Source organism: Taibaiella soli, from assembly GCF_003236175.1.
Taxonomy (GTDB): Bacteria; Bacteroidota; Bacteroidia; order Chitinophagales; family Chitinophagaceae; genus QKTW01.
The window spans coordinates 1-15,047 of sequence record NZ_QKTW01000025.1 but is presented as its reverse complement, the minus strand read 5'-3'; the positions used below and the strand labels follow the sequence as shown (position 1 = coordinate 15,047).

Below are 15,047 nucleotides of genomic sequence, written 5' to 3'. Positions count from 1 at the left end.
AAGGTACCTCCGAGGTATTTCCGAAGTACCTCTTAAGTACTAAAAAAGTCATTGTGAGGTATTAAAAAAGTACCTCTGAGGTATTTCCGAAGTACCTCTTGAGTACTAAAGAAGTCATTGCGGGGTACTTAAAAAGTACCTCCCGGCCACTTCTTTCCGGGCTAAGATGAGATATGGACAGTATAGCAGCGATTTGCCGGTATTCTATATTCATAATCTATGGCATGATAAAATAGTCCTGCAGTGCTTTCTGTACCTTAGCCCCGAATTTTTTAACCATAGTTATGCCACATATCAGTATTAAAATGTTTCCGGGAAAAACCGAAGAAGAGAAACAACTCATCGCTGACAAAATCGTAAATGATTTTATGGAATTGTTGGGTTACGGAGCCGATCCATTGTCTGTTTCCATTGAAGAAGTCCCAAAAACAGAATGGAAAAATGTGTACGACAATGAGATCATGAGCAAAGAAGATAAGTTGTATAAAAAACCAGGATACAAGTTATAATAATGGACAGTCGACAATGGATAGTCGGCAGTACGCTTTTAGGTTTTGACTTTTGATTTTTGACTTTTGAATTTATCCAAAGTGAAGCTTTCGTTTGTTGAATTAGGGCCGATACCGATTGAGGGTAACAGGCATCAGGCTGTAAAGAATGTGATAGAAACCGCACAGAAACTGGAAGACTGGGGATACTCGCGCGTCTGGTTTGCAGAGCATCATGATACAGCCAATTTTATTAGTCGCGCGCCGGAGGTGATTATTCCGATGGTCGCGTCCAATACCTCTAAGATTAAAGTGGGTTCAGGTTCTGTATTGCTGAATCATTATAGTCCGTTTAAAGTAGCTGAAGTATTTACATTGTTGGGCGATATGTTTCCCGGCCGGATCAATATGGGCATCGGGCGTGCAACAACAGGTCCTGTAGCGGATTATGCATTACAGCGCAACCGTAAATTCCGTCAAATGACGGATGATTCTGATGAACAGCTAGAGGAGCTGATAATGTGGCTGACAAAGGGTTTTGAAAAGGGACATCCTTTTGCGGGAATCAAAACGCACCATGATGAAGCGTTGCCGGAATTCTGGTTACTGGGATCGAGCGCGTGGAGTGCTGCTGCTGCCGCCAGATGGGGACTGAATTATGCATTCGCCGGTTTTATCAATCCAGATCATGCCTATTATATCACCGATACTTATCGCAAAAATTTTCAACCACAGTCAAATGGATTGGGTAGCGATAAGCCGCATCTAATTCTTTCGCTCAGCATTTACTGTGCGGACACGATGGAGGTTGCGTGCAAACTGGCAGCGCCAGCTGTGCTGATGATGCAGCGCCTGCGTGCCGGCAAGCTTAATGAGCCACCGGAAACCGAAGACGGTGCAATCGCTCTATTGGGTGGAATGCCCGGTCCGTCTGTGTTAGATGACGCAACGGTTCCACCGCGTTATCTGATCGGTACACCGGAAACCATCCGTAAAGATTTACGGACGATCGCGGCAACATTTAAAGTGGATGAAATCATGGTACAATGCATCACGCACAATCTGCAACATCGTCTGCAATGTTTGCAATTGCTGGGGGATGTTTTTGAATTGAAATAACGTTGCCTAGGCAGCGTTATTTCTGCAATATCTGTTTCTCGTTACCTGGAATCCTTTGTCATACTGACCGGAGTCGAAGTATAACATGGATTCCTTACTTTTTTAATTTAGGCTGCCGGAATGGGCTCCATTAAAACTTCATTGCCTGCTTTATCAAAATAGGTGCAGGTCATTTTATCAAGATCAACAATCCATTTCTCCACACCGGTTGCTGCGCAGTCGTTGCAGAAAGTCATATAATCAGTCTGACCCTGCTGATGAATTTTCAATCGTTCGGCAAATGTGTTTTTATCAGAAGCATCTGCAATTGCTAAAGGCTCGTACATCGCATTGGAGGCAGTACGGTAGTTATTGCTGCCCAAATATTCCGTGTGGCTATCTTTTACCCAGGTTTCAAATCCAGTGACACCAAGGGCTTTTATCTCTTGAATATATTTTGGAAAATCTGCGCCAGATTTCACTTTGCTATGTGCGGCTTCGATTTGTGCTACAGTAAACATGGTTATTTGAGATTAAAGATTGTGGATTGAAGATCAGTCAGTGAAATTATTTAATTGAGCCTTAAATTCTGGCTTAAAGCGCAAAGATATTGCATCGCGAGCAATGGGCTTCAGGCGTTAAGCTTTCCGCTTTTAGTTTTGACTTTTGGCTTTTGACTTCTAAATTTAGCAAATGCAATTGGAATGGCTAAAGGCTGGATTAGGGCCGTTGAAAGATTTAATATCGTTTCTGCAAAAGAAGGCAGATACCAACGATGTGCATAAAAGGCAGGTGATCCGTGAGCTACAGAATAATCTGAATGTATTTAAAAATGGATTTCTCAACAATGTAGCCTACGATACGTTGATCGATATGTTGTCAAATGATGCGATCAAACAGGCAATCACAGCCAATTTCAACTTTAAGAAATTACATCTTGGCAAAATAGAAGCTCATCATGTTTATGATGAGCGCAATAAACGTTACGTCGGTTGGTCGGCAGAAAAATTGCTGGAAAAGATCGATGAGAAAATAGAGGAATTGAAGAACATCAAAAAGATGAACAATAATTCTGTGGCCAACGTGCGCAACAATATTTCATTGCAGATCAGCAATCTTTATTATCGTATGAAATTGCTGGCAGATTTTATTAAGTCGGGTAAGTAATTTCAATAATGTAGCAAAGTAAATCCCTCTAAACCATATTTCAACCTCGCTCAATATGATAAGCAAGGTGGGAAAGCTTTAAGTGTTCCGCTTTAACTTTTTGACGTTCTTTCCCATTCTTCTTTCGTAATAGCGTAGATAAAATTCAATTTCGGTGCCTCGCCGAAATAAGCGATTTCTTCTTCAGCTACTTTTTGCGCACCCAGCCGTCCAATAGCAATCTGTGACCGGGTATTGACAGCTCCGATATGAAAATACACTTTCGATACAAACTGAAAAATATAATCGAGCATCATCTTTTTTACAGCTTTATTCATGCCTGTACCCCAAAATGAAGTGCCATAAAAAGTATAGCCGATCAAAATACTGTTTTCTTTTTCGTTGTAGTCATAAAAGCGTGTGCTGCCCGCAACGTGTCCGGTTGCTTTATCAATGATTTTAAAAGCGCCTTTACTTTCCATTGCGCCTTCAAAAAAAGTACGGAATACTTCTTGTTTCCAACGGTCTTTGTTTGGATGTTGTTCCCAAACCTTCGGGTCGGATGCTACGGCATAAAGTGCATCAAAATCTTTCTCCTGAAGTGGCGTAAGCATCGCACGGTCGTTTTCTAATATTGATTGTATGTTGAATGGTGCCATTTTTGAATTTTGTGAATGGTCAATGATGAATGGTCAATTTTGTGAAACGTCAAACCTCAATAGTGATTTGTTTTTATTGCGTCGCGAATAACTGTTCATTGTCAACTGTCAACAGCCAATTGATTGACGGCCGCGATCAATTCTTTGAGTATTACACCAGTCGACGCTTCACTGAATGGATGTAACGATTGGCCTGCCCAAATGTTTACAAAATCCGCGTTTTTATTCGCTTTTGCGGCTTTACGCAATTCGCCGGTGAGTTTATTCTGGTATGGATAAGGAACAATCTGGCTTGCATTTTCCACTGCTTCGGTAAATATATTTTTTATGCCGCGTGCATATCGTCCCGAAAAACTTTTGGTCAGTATAATATCTTCCTCACGTGCAGACATCAGACGTTTTATTTCAAATTCCTGTAACTGGCTTTCTTTAGAAGCTATAAAAATGCTGCCGATCTGAAATCCCTGTGCGCCGAGTTTTCGTGCTGCGGACAAAGTGGTTGCGTTATAAATGCCGCCGGCGTAAACAACCGGTGTTTTTACCGAATCATAAACTTGCGCCAGCAAAGAAAATCCACCAATCTGAGGAATGTTTTCCGGAATAAAACTACCGCGGTGCCCACCCGCTTCCCATCCTTGCACACAAATAATATCGCTGCCTGTCTGCTCTAGTTCCATTGCTTCCGCTACGGAAGTGCAGGTGCCCATTAATAGGGTGCCTGCAGCCTTCAGTTTTTCTATGCTCTTTGTATCAAGATTGCCGAAGGTGAAGCTTACGATAGGACATCGTGCTTCAATCAACGCATCGACCTGATCATGATAATCGGTGATTTTAAACGAATCAATTTCCGGAAGCACCACTTCCAGCCGATGTTCATGTGCCAGTTGCTCAATGAAGAGCCTGGCTGCATTGTACCGGCGTTTTAACTCGTCCGTTATTTCAGGTATTTCGTTCAGGAAAATATTAGCAGCAAACGGCTTAGTAGTTAGTTGTCTGGTAGCACGGATCAGTTGCGCACATTTGTCTGCGGGCAGATCGGCCAGGGCCAGCGAACCGAGGCACCCGGCGTTCGATGCAGCTACCGCCATTTCCGGCGTACTCACACCAAACATCGGCGCTTGTATAATCGGGTAGGTAACATTGAGTAAGCGAGTGATGTCATTGGTCCAATTCATGAGCTAGTGATTTTTCGAGACGTCTGATAAAGTTAGGGGTATTAGCGATTGTAGATTTATACCTGAGGCGTATTCACCGATTATTTCCTACTGTTTACCTATATCCGTTTTCCTGCTGGCATGAATCTGTTGATCTTCGCGGAAACAAGACACATATTTATGTCGAAAGTATTATTTCTGGGTGTTCCTTCTCATGGACATACCAACCCAACAATCGGACTGGTGGCAGAATTAGTAAAACGTGGAGAAGAAGTTGTGTATTTTTCTTCCGAACAGTTCAAAGATAAAATTGAAGCTACTGGGGCCGTTTATAAACCATACATCATCGATCTTGACCTTTTTAAAATGGGACCACAGGGCGAAGAAGATGAAGATTCCGATCCGTTTTTAACGATACTGCAATCGACCGATCTGGTGATCAATGATATTCTGGAACAGACGCAAGGTTATCAGTTTGATTATATCATTCATTCTGTTTCGTCGCCGTTTGCGCGTATTATGGCGCAAATGCTGCAGGTGCCCACAGTTTCTTCACTGGCTGTTTATTCCGGTTTGCAAGGCTTTCTGGAAACGGATGAAAACGATGAACAAATGAAACATCCTCTGGCGCAAAGGATGATGCGTGCTTACGGAAAGGTGTCAAAAGAAATTGAAGAAAAATATTCGGTGCAAATGCCGGATGATGTAATGCAGCTGATGTTTAATAAAGGCGATCTGAATCTGGTGTATACTTCCGATTATTTTCTTCCCGATGAAGACCGGAAGTTTTTATACAAGATTTTTGGTGACACTGTGAAATTCGTTGGTCCGCCTGTGTTTGACCGGAAAGAAAACCTTGATTTTCCATTTGAAAAGCTGGCGGGTAAAAAGGTGATTTATGTTTCGCTCGGTACTGTATTCGGAAATTTTAACCGCGGTCTCTATGATATTTTCTTCCGGAGTTTTGCCGATATGGATGCCGTTGTTGTGATGACTGCCTACGGCGTTGATATTTCGCAATTTACTATTCCGGATAATTTTATTGTACGTAATTACGTGCCGCAATCTGCCATTCTGAGGTATGCAAATGCAGCGGTGACTCATGCCGGTATGAATAGCATGAGCGATCTTATTTACAATGAAGTGCCTTTTGTATCGTTGCCACTTGGCGCAGATCAACCGGAAATGACCCGGCGTGCGGAAGAACTGGGTGCTACGATCGCACTAGATGCCAATACGATCACGCCAGAATTATTGCGCAGTGCTGTAGAAAAAGTAATGAATGAAGATCGCTATCGCGAAAGCATTCACAAAATCAGTGAATCGTTTAAAAACGCAGGCGGTTATAGAATGGCCGTGGATGAGATTTTTAAGCTGAAGCACGGAAAAGGGATTCTATAACGCGGGCAAATATTTTGTATTTTTAATGAGTAAGTTCAACGCTCATGAAAACAATTTATGATCCGGAAATAAAAGCTGAACTGCTTCGTCGTATCGATCAGCTGAGTGAAAACAGTACCCGTCAATGGGGAAAGATGAATGCTTTTCAGATGGTGCGCCACTGTGCGCTTTGGGAGGAAATGGCGTTGGGAAGAAAATTATATAAACGCGCTTTTATCGGAAGAATTTTTGGCAGGATTGCATTGAATTCTTTAACCAAAGATGAACGTCCGCTGAGTAAAGGTTCGCCAACGATTCCTGATCTGGTGATCACTGATAACGGTGATATTGCTGCAGAAAAGCTTCGTTGGAAGACACTGATCGAGGAGCATGCGAATCATCCCGAAAAAGAACATCTGCATCCATTCTTCGGAAATGTAACCGGTCAGCAATCCGGCCAGCTGGCTTATAAACACGCTGATCATCATTTAAGACAGTTTGGTATCTAAAGCAGAAAGCCTAAAGCTTAAGGCTGAAAGCTGTTCCGCCATATCCGTTTTTGAAAAATGAGATAAGTCTTATGCTTTGAGCGTTATGCTTTTAGCTTTTTTAAAAAAAATATTTTTCCAATCCTGTCCAATTTGGGAAAGCTCATTTGTTATAGGTGTGTATTTCAAAACAACACTTTTAAAAACAATAACAACATGAGAAACCAAAGAATCAACATCATGGAGAAAGGCGCTACAGCGCTCAAAGCAATGTATGGCCTCGGTGCGTATCTGAGCAAATGTTCTATCGAAACCCCACTGCTGAATCTGATTTATTTCAGAGTATCACAAATCAATGGTTGCGCTTTTTGTCTGGACATGCACGCAAAGGATATGCGCGCTGAAGGCGAAAGCGAACAACGTTTGTACTTACTCAATGCATGGCATGGAGCACCCTTCTATAGTGATCGCGAACGTGCGGCACTTGCCTGGGCTGAAGCAGTAACACGTATTGCCGGCGGTGATGTGCCGGATGAAGTGTACCAACAAGTACGCACGCAGTTTTCTGAAGAGGAAATTGTAGATCTTACACTGGCTGTAACTACGATCAATAGTTACAACCGCTTCAACATCGCCTTTCGTACAACCGCAGGTTACTACCAGCCAGGGGATTTCGCGAAGCTTCAATAATTTTATACACATCATCGTTAATCTTTTAAACCAAATAATATGAAAGAGTTTTTGTTAGTATTCAGAAGAGACGCAGACCAGTCAGCAATTCCTTTTAATCCGGAACAATATCAGGACATGATGATGAAATGGCAGGATTGGATGGGCAGTCTGGCGGCTCAAAACAGAGTGGTGAACCCCGGTAAGCGATTGGATACCGACGGTAGAGTAGTGAGAGGCGGCAGCACTGTAACAAATGGTCCTTACGTAGAACTGAAAGAAATGATTGGCGGATTTGTGTTGCTTTCAGCAAAGGATCTGGACGAAGCTGCAGAGCTGGCCAAAGGTTGTCCGATCTTTATGGTTGGCGGCAACGTGGAAGTGCGACCGTTTATGGAAATGTGATAGCAAGTCAAAAGTCAAAATTCAAAAACAAAAATTGTTGACTTCTGATTTGAATTGTTTTTATTACCAGTCAAGTCTCGCGGTGGCACGGTGTTGCAGCGAGACTTTGTTTTAAATACCATTGACGTTTCACTATTTTTGACTTTTAACTTCTGAATGTTGACTTCTCCCGAACTGATTCCGCAATTATTTAAAACCGAGTACCGGAAAATTGTTTCGGTGCTGTGTAAATATTTTGGTCTGGATCAGGTGGCGGTAGCCGAAGATATTGCCAGCGATACTTTTCTCACTGCGTCTGAAACCTGGGGACAACTGCAGGATATTCCCGCGAATCCGGCAGCATGGCTATATAATGTGGCTAAAAACAAAGCCCGTAATTATCTGCAGCGCGAATCATTATTCAAAAACGAAATCGCTAAAAATATTGCAAAGACGGAAGGCAATCCAACTGTTGAAATAGATCTGTCGCCGCAAAATATTCTGGACAGTCAACTGCAAATGCTGTTCGCTATTTGTCATCCGTCCATATCCGCAGAATCTCAGGTAGGATTGGCTTTACGCATTCTTTGTGGTTTTGGCATTGAAGAAATAGCAGATGCTTTTTTAACGAATAAAGAAACCATCAACAAGCGTCTTTTTCGTGCCAAAGAAAAACTGAGAGAAGAAAATATTTCGATTGAATTCCCTCCGGCGTCTGAGCTGAACCATAGACTGGAAGCTGTTTTGACCACCATTTATCTTTTATTTAGTGAAGGGTATCATTCCGCCAGTCAGCAGGCAACTATCCGCAAAGAGCTTTGTGTAGAGGCCATGCGTCTTTGTTTTATGCTTACCGAAAATGAGGCCACCAATTTGCCGCAGGTTAACGCTCTGCTGTCATTGATGTGTTTTCATTCCTCGCGGTTTGAAGCAAGAATAAATGCGCAGGGAGAAATGATACTTTATGAAGAGCAAGACACATCGCTGTGGGATGAAGCACTGATCCACGAAGGCGAATACTTTCTCAACCGCGCGGCCGTTGGTAGTAAGCTGAGCCGTTATCATCTGGAAGCCGCCATTGCATATTGGCATACACACAAAGAGGATACGGTTGAAAAATGGGAAAACATTTTACAGCTATACAATCAGTTACTTTTGATAGAATACTCACCGCTCGCTGCATTAAATCGCACCTATGCTATGTCTAAAGCACGCGGGAAGAAAGAAGCCATTGCAGAAGCGGAAAAGCTCGAACTCAAAAACAATCATTTCTATTTCGCATTACTTGGCGAATTATACCGTGACGTGGATGATAAAATCGCACGTCAGCACTATGAGCAAGCGCTTACGCTCACCAGAACCGAGGGGGACAGACAGCTGATGCAGCAAAAGCTGGCATCAACTAGTCGGTATTAATGTCTGATAATGTGTTTGTTTATGTATTGTTTATTTAATTGTACGTATGAGCTTGGTTGCATGTGAAAACTCACCCAAAATTTAGCCTTATCGGTTTGCGTTTGGGTTTACAAAATATATTAACTTGCCGCGTAAACCAACGAAAAGTGCTTGTGTAAAGGCTTTGACAATGAAAGTAATATTGAAAAGCAGATAGAACGCGCTAATTAAATCCTGATTTTTCCGCATGGCAGTATACAAACACTATTCCTTTGATCTTTGGATGACACTCATCAAATCAAATCCTTCTTTTAAACAGGAACGCACCCGTTATTTTTTCGAAAATTATAATTATACCGGTAAATCATTCGAAACCATACAACAGACGTTTCGTAATGTGGATTTGATGTGTAATGCGATCAATGAAAAAAATGGAGGGAACATTCATGCAGAGGAAATGTATCTGATGGTTATCAGTATGATCAATGATTATACTAGTCCATTCCGGGAAATTGATGTGCAGAAACTATATGAAGAAATGGAGCAGTTGGTCGTGAAATATATGCCGGTTGTGTATTGTGGCGAAACGCATAAGGTGTTGCAACGCATCAAAGAAACCGGTAAGAGTACTATCGGTCTGCTGAGCAACACGGGTTTTATCAAAGGTCGTACGTTGCGTAAAGTTCTGGACACACTGGAACTGGCGCCATATTTCGACTTTCAGCTATATTCTGATGAAATTGTTTTATCAAAACCTAATCCGCTTTTTTTTCAAATGATGAAAAAAGCGGTTGATACACTGTGGCACGTTGAATATGAAACGGTAGCATTTTCTGAAATCATACATATCGGCGATAATGAACGTGCTGATATCGTTGGTGCTACGCGTGTGGGTATGCACGGCCTGCTCGTTAATTCAAATAACAAGTGTATCTCAACTATTCTGAACTAATGACAACGACTTATTCACTTCATAAAATAAGCAGTGTAGATCATTTTGGTTTTTCACCCAATGATTATAGCCGTTTTAAATACGGTGACGATGCCATAGCCCGAATGTTTGGTCACCAGCTGGCCGAGGGTTTTATTCGCAATCATTTGTCGGTAACGCCTGTTGCGCAACAGATGGTGGTGGTTTCCAGCCCTTATTCGTTTATTCCTACGGCAACTTTCGCGATGAAAAATCATTTTGTCTATCGACTCAACCGATGGCTGGCTGAAAATGGATTTCCAGTAGTACAGGAAACAAAAGTACATCGAACTATTACTTATAAGGAAGATTACGGAGAGCTAAATGCTGAAGAACGCATGCGTTTGATTGGCAACGATAGTTTCCATATTGACAAACATTTTCTGGAGGGCAAAACAATTTTATTTCTCGATGATATAAAGATTACTGGTAGTCACGAGCGCATGATCACGAAAATGGTGGAAGACTACGGACTGCTGAATGATGTTTTCATGCTGTATTATGGCGAGTTGGTCAATCACAATATTCATCCGAACATTGAGAATTTTCTCAATTATCACTGCGTGAAGTCAATTTTCGATCTGGAGCCGATTATTCAGAGCGATAATTTTTATATCAACACGCGGATCGTCAAATACATTTTGAACTATGATTTTGAGGCATTTTGTATTTTTTTTCAGAATCAGACGACTAGTTTTATAGAGCTTTTATATAATATGGCTTTGGGCAACGGCTACCATAACATTGAAGCGTATGCACAAAATCTTAAATTTATCAGCAATTATCTGAATACTCCAAAATTCAAACATATTCAACATGGCAATTAACTTACAGAAAGGCCAGCGTGAAGCAATTGACGCTCCTAAATTCACCATCGGACTGGGCTGGGATGCCAATAACTCAGCAACCGGCAGCGCATTTGACCTAGACGCGTCTGTTTTTATTCTTGGCGATAATAAAAAGATTCTTTCAGACGAACATTTCGTTTTTTACAACAATGTCAAATCTCCAAACGGAGCTGTAGAACATACCGGCGATAATCTTACTGGTGATGGTGCAGGTGACGATGAACAAATTAAAGTAGATCTTACGAAAATCGATGGCAATGCAATTGAATTGTGCATTGTTGTAACTATTCATGAAGCAGAAAACAGACGCCAAAACTTCGGTCAGGTACGTAATTCTTTCGTGCGCATTTTCAATGCTGATACTAACGAAGTATTGTTGAAATATGAACTGGAAGAAGATTTTTCTATTGAAACGGCTGTAGAATTCGGACGCATCTACAAACGTGAAGGTAAATGGAAATTTGAAGCCGTAGGCGCAGGTATGAAAGGCGGTCTGCAGGATTATTTAAACAAATATAACTAAGCAATTTAAATTCCATTTTACTATGGCTATCAATCTGGAAAAAGGACAAAGAATCAACCTTGCGAAAGCAGACGGTAGGGCAGTGCAAACTGTTTGTGTAGGCATCAACTGGGGCGCTATAGAAAAGAAAGGGCTCTTTGGTCTTACCAAAACAAAAGAAGCAGTAGATCTCGATGCGAGCTGTGCACTGTTTGACGAAAACAAAGGTCTGTATGATGTAGTTTATTTTGGCAACCTTCGTTCTAAAGATAATTCAGTAAAACACAGCGGTGACGATCTGACTGGCGACGTAGGCGGAGACGATGGACTGGATAATGAAGTAATCACGGTTGATTTTTCACATTTGCATCCTTCCATAAATTATGTGGCATTTGTGCTGAATAGCTTCCGTGGACAGGATTTCGGCAGCATTCCGTTTGCCTCGATCCGCATCTACGAAGGCACACCTACACATGTTACGGAAGTACTCGCTAAGTACGACATAGCACATGGGGCAGGTTTTGCAGGCCACGTATCAATGGTGATGGGTGTATTCTATAAAAAGAACAATGAATGGAAGTTTAACGCGATTGGTGAACCAACAAAAGATAAAAAACTGCAGGAAACCGTAAATACAGTAATGGCGCAGTACTTATAAAAAATATTCCGGGGAAATGAGCAATCGTTTCTCTGGAATTCTTTCACAGCTTATTTTTTAAAACGTAATTACTCATGGACGTAAATGCCAATGATAACGGGGGGGCTGAACTGACCGTGCATCAAAATAAAATAGACAAAGAAGGCAATGTGGATGTAACTGCTGTAACACCGGAGGAAGCTCAGAAATATCGAGAGATCAGCAAGGCGCTCGTACCGGGTGATGTGAACTCAATCCTCAATTATGGTGCAGATACGCAGAATACGATGGAGCGGTATAGCAACGAATTTCTGACTTCGGTGCGAACATTTAATTCGGGTGAAGTGGGTGGTCTTATTAGTGATTTGCTGACAGAGCTAAATTATATTGATGTAGACGAGCTCGATCACAAAGGCGTGAAAGGTTTGCTTTCAAAAATTCCGTTTCTGAAAAAAATGGTCGTGGATGCGCAAAAGCTTTTTCAGAAGTATGATACAGTAATCACCAATGTAGATAAAATTACCAATAAGATTAAAGCTGGTAGACTCAACTCTATAAAGGATAATAGTTCGCTGCAAACCATGTTTGATAACAATATTGCCTACATCAAACAAATGGAAGAACTGATTATCTCAGGTCAGCTGAAATATAATGAGCTGAACGAAACGCTGGCGCAAATGGAGGCTAACGCGGCAAACTATAACGATTATGAAATTGCCGATATGCGTGATTTTATTAGTCGTTTGGACAAGCGTCTCGCTGATATGAAGGTTGTTCGTTTTATTATGTTGCAGTCGCTGGCGCAAATAAGAGTGGTACAAAACAATAATACATCGATTGCAGAGAAAGCACAGTCCATTGTCTCTACCACGATTCCGGTGTGGAAAAATCAGCTCACGATTGCAGTTGCACTGCAAAGACAAAAGGCAAATGTGGAAATGCAGAAGAAAATCTCTGATACCACAAACACTATCTTGCAGAAAAATGCAGAAATGCTTAAACAGAACAGCATCGATGTAGCAAAAGAAAATGAGAAGACAGTGGTTTCTCTCGATACGCTGAAGCGTACGACAGCATCGCTTATTGAAACATTGAACGAAGTAAAACGTATCCACGAAGAAGGTGCTGCAAATCGCAAAACACTGACCGGAGAGCTGCAGAATCTTGAAAACGAATTGAAGAAGAACGTTACGAATGTATAGTAACTGATTGCTTTGATCAATTGCTATCTTACACGGATAGGGAGCTAACAATGGACGAAAATCAGGCTAACATATTAAGAGAATCGAATAAAATCATCAGCAAACTGCAGCTACTAGCTGGCTTTTTTGAAGATGATATTATTTACAAGATTTTTTTGCGCAGCCAGGTAATTCAGAAGCTATTTGAAAACAATCCGGAGCTCGACATTAACAAGCTTGATTTATTTCATTTGCAGTTTACCGTTACGGTTATTGAATTATTAAAAAAAATCAAACGGACAAATGAACAGAACGTAAGCGTGTTGTATGACGAGATCCGACTTAATAAAGAGCTGATAGACACGCTGAGCATCTCGGTATTGTCTGAGCTTGACTTCAATGAAGACAAACAGCGGCAGGCCATCAAGCTCGGTATTTCGTTACGCAAACTTTATCAGGTATTGTCTGCTAATTCACGTGAATATCCATTTTCTAATAATCTGGAGACATTCAGCGAATACGCCGCTGATTACTTTCATGCTATTCCGCCGGAACGATTGAGCGCGCTTATTCAATACAAACCAGATCAGGTGTACACGCATCCGCATGCTACCATTCATCGTAAGCTGATGGGGCTACTTTGTAAATATGATTTTAAAGTAGTGTTTTTGAATGGTCTCAAAGCAGGTAATCTATTTGCGGAGTTTTATAAAATACAGGATACAGATCGTTATTTCTTGTTTTTCCCTTCGCGTGGACTGTTTTTACTTACAGATATTAGCCAGTTTGCTGATCTGGATTTTCCCAATGAAGTGTCGAAGAAAGCAAAAATTGTGCAAGAGCTGCAGCATAAAAACAGTGCATTGGAAATGCAGGCAGGCATTATCAAAACAAGTGTTCCAAAGGAAATTCAAAAATTGCTGGCAGAATATTTAGAGAAGATAGAAGACGTAAATTTCCTTCAGAATCTCAGTAATGTGGATGTACAGGCCAATATTTTGAAAACTATGCTGAACACAGATTTGATGTAATCCACACTACTAAAATTCCAAATTATTAAATTAAATGACAGAGTTAATTCAACAGATTGTAGATAATCCTCTTCCATCGCTTGCTATTATTGGAAATCTTGTTGTTATCGAAAGTCTTCTTTCCGTAGATAATGCGGCAGTGCTGGCTACAATGGTGATGGACCTTGAGCCCAAGGAAAGAAAAAAAGCATTACGCTATGGTATTTGGGGCGCCTATATTTTTCGTGGTTTTGCAATGATTTTTGCTTCGTTTCTGATTAAAATCTGGTGGTTGAAGCCGGTTGGCGGTATTTACTTGCTTTATCTGGTATATGATTTCTGGAAAGGAAAACAATCTGATGAAGGTGGGAAGGAAACTGTCGATAAAAATGGCAATTGGCTTTATCGGGTTACTGTAGGGTCACTTGGGAATTTTTGGGCTACAGTAGCGATTGTTGAATTGATGGATATGGCATTTTCAATTGACAATGTTTTTGCGGCTGTTGCATTTACACCAAATATCATACTGGTTTGTACTGGCGTGTTTATTGGTATTCTGGCCATGCGTTTTATAGCGCAATGGTTTGTAAAACTGATGGAAAAATATGCATTTCTTGAAACCGCAGCATTTGTGGTCATTGGTATTCTTGGCATAAAACTGGCATTGTCACTCTACGAGCATTTTTATCCCGAAGCCGCCTTTAGTAAGTTCCTTGGAAGTCACACTGCTGACGTAAGTATCTCGGTTCTTACGGTATTGATTTTCTTTGTGCCGATTATTACATCTGCGTTGTTCAATTTCCCAAAGAAAGCGGAGGTGCAAGGATAAAGTAAGAACTCAGCGTTTTAAGGCCGGGGTGTTGGTACGCTCCGGTTTTTTGTTTTTTTGTAGCAGCAGGTTCTTATAAATGTGCAAAAAGAGGGAGACATGAAGGCGGGAGGTAAATCTAAATTTAAGTTGCCAATTGTGTCTGAATAGTCCTGAAAAAAGTTGACGGATTTTAAATAGTCCCGGTTGCCTCAAGTGGCCGGGATTTT

General features: G+C 41.2%; 19 protein-coding genes. 15 read left to right on the top strand and 4 right to left on the bottom strand.

Features of this window, described 5'->3' with window-relative positions; all coding sequences use genetic code 11:
• The first annotated feature begins 284 nt into the window (after nt 1-284).
• Together DN068_RS18310 and DN068_RS18305 are read left to right on the top strand one after the other, a co-directional pair.
• Entirely contained in the window at nt 285-509 is a 225-nt protein-coding gene (locus tag DN068_RS18310) for a tautomerase family protein (RefSeq protein WP_111000395.1), read from the top strand.
• 66 nt (nt 510-575) lie between these two features.
• Nucleotides 576-1,607 carry an MsnO8 family LLM class oxidoreductase gene (locus DN068_RS18305; RefSeq protein WP_111000394.1) on the top strand — a complete coding sequence of 344 codons (1,032 nt, stop codon included), beginning with the start codon at nt 576-578 and terminating at the stop codon, nt 1,605-1,607.
• 107 nt (nt 1,608-1,714) lie between these two features.
• Here the strand turns inward: DN068_RS18305 and DN068_RS18300 are convergent, their stop codons facing one another.
• On the bottom strand, nt 1,715-2,107 hold the full coding sequence (locus DN068_RS18300; protein WP_111000393.1) for a DUF1398 domain-containing protein: 393 nt from the start codon (nt 2,105-2,107) through the stop codon (nt 1,715-1,717).
• 172 nt (nt 2,108-2,279) lie between these two features.
• On the opposite strand from DN068_RS18300, the gene DN068_RS18295 reads away from it, so the two are divergent.
• Complete coding sequence (locus tag DN068_RS18295; protein WP_111000392.1) at nt 2,280-2,753, top strand: hypothetical protein; 474 nt, start codon at nt 2,280-2,282, stop codon at nt 2,751-2,753.
• 92 nt (nt 2,754-2,845) lie between these two features.
• Here DN068_RS18295 and DN068_RS18290 read toward each other — a convergent pair whose 3' ends face one another.
• The gene (locus tag DN068_RS18290) at nt 2,846-3,391 is read right to left on the bottom strand and encodes a GNAT family N-acetyltransferase (RefSeq protein WP_111000391.1); all 546 of its coding nucleotides are present in this window, start codon (nt 3,389-3,391) and stop codon (nt 2,846-2,848) included.
• A gap of 101 nt (nt 3,392-3,492) precedes the next feature.
• Nucleotides 3,493-4,566: an NAD(P)H-dependent flavin oxidoreductase gene (locus tag DN068_RS18285; protein WP_111000390.1), complete on the bottom strand. Its 1,074-nt coding sequence runs from the start codon at nt 4,564-4,566 to the stop codon at nt 3,493-3,495.
• A 159-nt stretch (nt 4,567-4,725) separates the two neighbouring features.
• Between DN068_RS18285 and DN068_RS18280 the strand changes: the two genes are divergently transcribed.
• The 12 genes from DN068_RS18280 (at nt 4,726) to DN068_RS18225 (ending at nt 14,838) form a co-directional block, all read left to right on the top strand.
• Entirely contained in the window at nt 4,726-5,946 is a 1,221-nt protein-coding gene (locus DN068_RS18280; RefSeq protein ID WP_111000596.1) for a macrolide family glycosyltransferase, read from the top strand.
• A gap of 44 nt (nt 5,947-5,990) precedes the next feature.
• Entirely contained in the window at nt 5,991-6,434 is a 444-nt protein-coding gene (locus DN068_RS18275; protein WP_111000389.1) for a DUF1569 domain-containing protein, read from the top strand.
• A 195-nt stretch (nt 6,435-6,629) separates the two neighbouring features.
• Nucleotides 6,630-7,103, top strand: coding sequence for a carboxymuconolactone decarboxylase family protein (locus DN068_RS18270; RefSeq protein ID WP_111000388.1), 474 nt, complete (start codon nt 6,630-6,632; stop codon nt 7,101-7,103).
• A 39-nt stretch (nt 7,104-7,142) separates the two neighbouring features.
• The gene (locus tag DN068_RS18265; RefSeq protein WP_111000387.1) at nt 7,143-7,487 is read left to right on the top strand and encodes a YciI family protein; all 345 of its coding nucleotides are present in this window, start codon (nt 7,143-7,145) and stop codon (nt 7,485-7,487) included.
• A gap of 156 nt (nt 7,488-7,643) precedes the next feature.
• Complete coding sequence (locus tag DN068_RS18260) at nt 7,644-8,882, top strand: RNA polymerase sigma factor (protein ID WP_207799026.1); 1,239 nt, start codon at nt 7,644-7,646, stop codon at nt 8,880-8,882.
• Nucleotides 8,883-9,108: 226 nt separating this feature from the next.
• On the top strand, nt 9,109-9,813 hold the full coding sequence (locus DN068_RS18255; RefSeq protein WP_111000386.1) for an HAD family hydrolase: 705 nt from the start codon (nt 9,109-9,111) through the stop codon (nt 9,811-9,813).
• Nucleotides 9,813-10,658 (top strand): phosphoribosyltransferase family protein, encoded by an 846-nt coding sequence (locus tag DN068_RS18250; RefSeq protein WP_111000385.1) that lies wholly within the window; start codon nt 9,813-9,815, stop codon nt 10,656-10,658. The genes DN068_RS18255 and DN068_RS18250 overlap by 1 nt, the downstream gene beginning before the upstream one ends.
• Nucleotides 10,648-11,202 carry a TerD family protein gene (locus DN068_RS18245; protein WP_111000384.1) on the top strand — a complete coding sequence of 185 codons (555 nt, stop codon included), beginning with the start codon at nt 10,648-10,650 and terminating at the stop codon, nt 11,200-11,202. The genes DN068_RS18250 and DN068_RS18245 overlap by 11 nt, the downstream gene beginning before the upstream one ends.
• Nucleotides 11,203-11,224: 22 nt before the next feature.
• Nucleotides 11,225-11,839, top strand: coding sequence for a TerD family protein (locus DN068_RS18240; protein ID WP_111000383.1), 615 nt, complete (start codon nt 11,225-11,227; stop codon nt 11,837-11,839).
• 74 nt (nt 11,840-11,913) lie between these two features.
• Entirely contained in the window at nt 11,914-13,020 is a 1,107-nt protein-coding gene (locus tag DN068_RS18235) for a toxic anion resistance protein (RefSeq protein WP_111000382.1), read from the top strand.
• 50 nt (nt 13,021-13,070) lie between these two features.
• Nucleotides 13,071-14,030, top strand: a complete 960-nt coding sequence (locus DN068_RS18230) for a hypothetical protein (RefSeq protein WP_111000381.1) — start codon at nt 13,071-13,073, stop codon at nt 14,028-14,030.
• 34 nt (nt 14,031-14,064) lie between these two features.
• Nucleotides 14,065-14,838, top strand: a complete 774-nt coding sequence (locus DN068_RS18225; RefSeq protein WP_111000380.1) for a TerC family protein — start codon at nt 14,065-14,067, stop codon at nt 14,836-14,838.
• Nucleotides 14,839-14,847: 9 nt separating this feature from the next.
• On the opposite strand, the gene DN068_RS22315 is transcribed toward DN068_RS18225, so the two are convergent.
• Nucleotides 14,848-15,047, bottom strand: a 200-nt coding sequence (locus DN068_RS22315) for a hypothetical protein (RefSeq protein WP_207799025.1), incomplete at its 5' end; no start/stop codon positions are given.

What these genes read in the sequence shown, in the direction of transcription:
- DN068_RS18245 (WP_111000384.1), top strand. Translation starts at nt 10,648, where the DNA reads ATGGCAATTAACTTACAGAAAGGCCAGCGTGAAGCAATTGACGCTCCT.
- DN068_RS18290 (WP_111000391.1), bottom strand. Translation starts at nt 3,391, where the DNA reads ATGGCACCATTCAACATACAATCAATATTAGAAAACGACCGTGCGATG.
- DN068_RS18235 (WP_111000382.1), top strand. Translation starts at nt 11,914, where the DNA reads ATGGACGTAAATGCCAATGATAACGGGGGGGCTGAACTGACCGTGCAT.
- DN068_RS18260 (WP_207799026.1), top strand. Translation starts at nt 7,644, where the DNA reads ATGTTGACTTCTCCCGAACTGATTCCGCAATTATTTAAAACCGAGTAC.
- DN068_RS18230 (WP_111000381.1), top strand. Translation starts at nt 13,071, where the DNA reads ATGGACGAAAATCAGGCTAACATATTAAGAGAATCGAATAAAATCATC.
- DN068_RS18285 (WP_111000390.1), bottom strand. Translation starts at nt 4,566, where the DNA reads ATGAATTGGACCAATGACATCACTCGCTTACTCAATGTTACCTACCCG.
- DN068_RS18270 (WP_111000388.1), top strand. Translation starts at nt 6,630, where the DNA reads ATGAGAAACCAAAGAATCAACATCATGGAGAAAGGCGCTACAGCGCTC.
- DN068_RS18265 (WP_111000387.1), top strand. Translation starts at nt 7,143, where the DNA reads ATGAAAGAGTTTTTGTTAGTATTCAGAAGAGACGCAGACCAGTCAGCA.
- DN068_RS18250 (WP_111000385.1), top strand. Translation starts at nt 9,813, where the DNA reads ATGACAACGACTTATTCACTTCATAAAATAAGCAGTGTAGATCATTTT.
- DN068_RS18280 (WP_111000596.1), top strand. Translation starts at nt 4,726, where the DNA reads ATGTCGAAAGTATTATTTCTGGGTGTTCCTTCTCATGGACATACCAAC.
- DN068_RS18310 (WP_111000395.1), top strand. Translation starts at nt 285, where the DNA reads ATGCCACATATCAGTATTAAAATGTTTCCGGGAAAAACCGAAGAAGAG.
- DN068_RS18255 (WP_111000386.1), top strand. Translation starts at nt 9,109, where the DNA reads ATGGCAGTATACAAACACTATTCCTTTGATCTTTGGATGACACTCATC.
- DN068_RS18275 (WP_111000389.1), top strand. Translation starts at nt 5,991, where the DNA reads ATGAAAACAATTTATGATCCGGAAATAAAAGCTGAACTGCTTCGTCGT.
- DN068_RS18300 (WP_111000393.1), bottom strand. Translation starts at nt 2,107, where the DNA reads ATGTTTACTGTAGCACAAATCGAAGCCGCACATAGCAAAGTGAAATCT.
- DN068_RS18225 (WP_111000380.1), top strand. Translation starts at nt 14,065, where the DNA reads ATGACAGAGTTAATTCAACAGATTGTAGATAATCCTCTTCCATCGCTT.
- DN068_RS18295 (WP_111000392.1), top strand. Translation starts at nt 2,280, where the DNA reads ATGCAATTGGAATGGCTAAAGGCTGGATTAGGGCCGTTGAAAGATTTA.
- DN068_RS18240 (WP_111000383.1), top strand. Translation starts at nt 11,225, where the DNA reads ATGGCTATCAATCTGGAAAAAGGACAAAGAATCAACCTTGCGAAAGCA.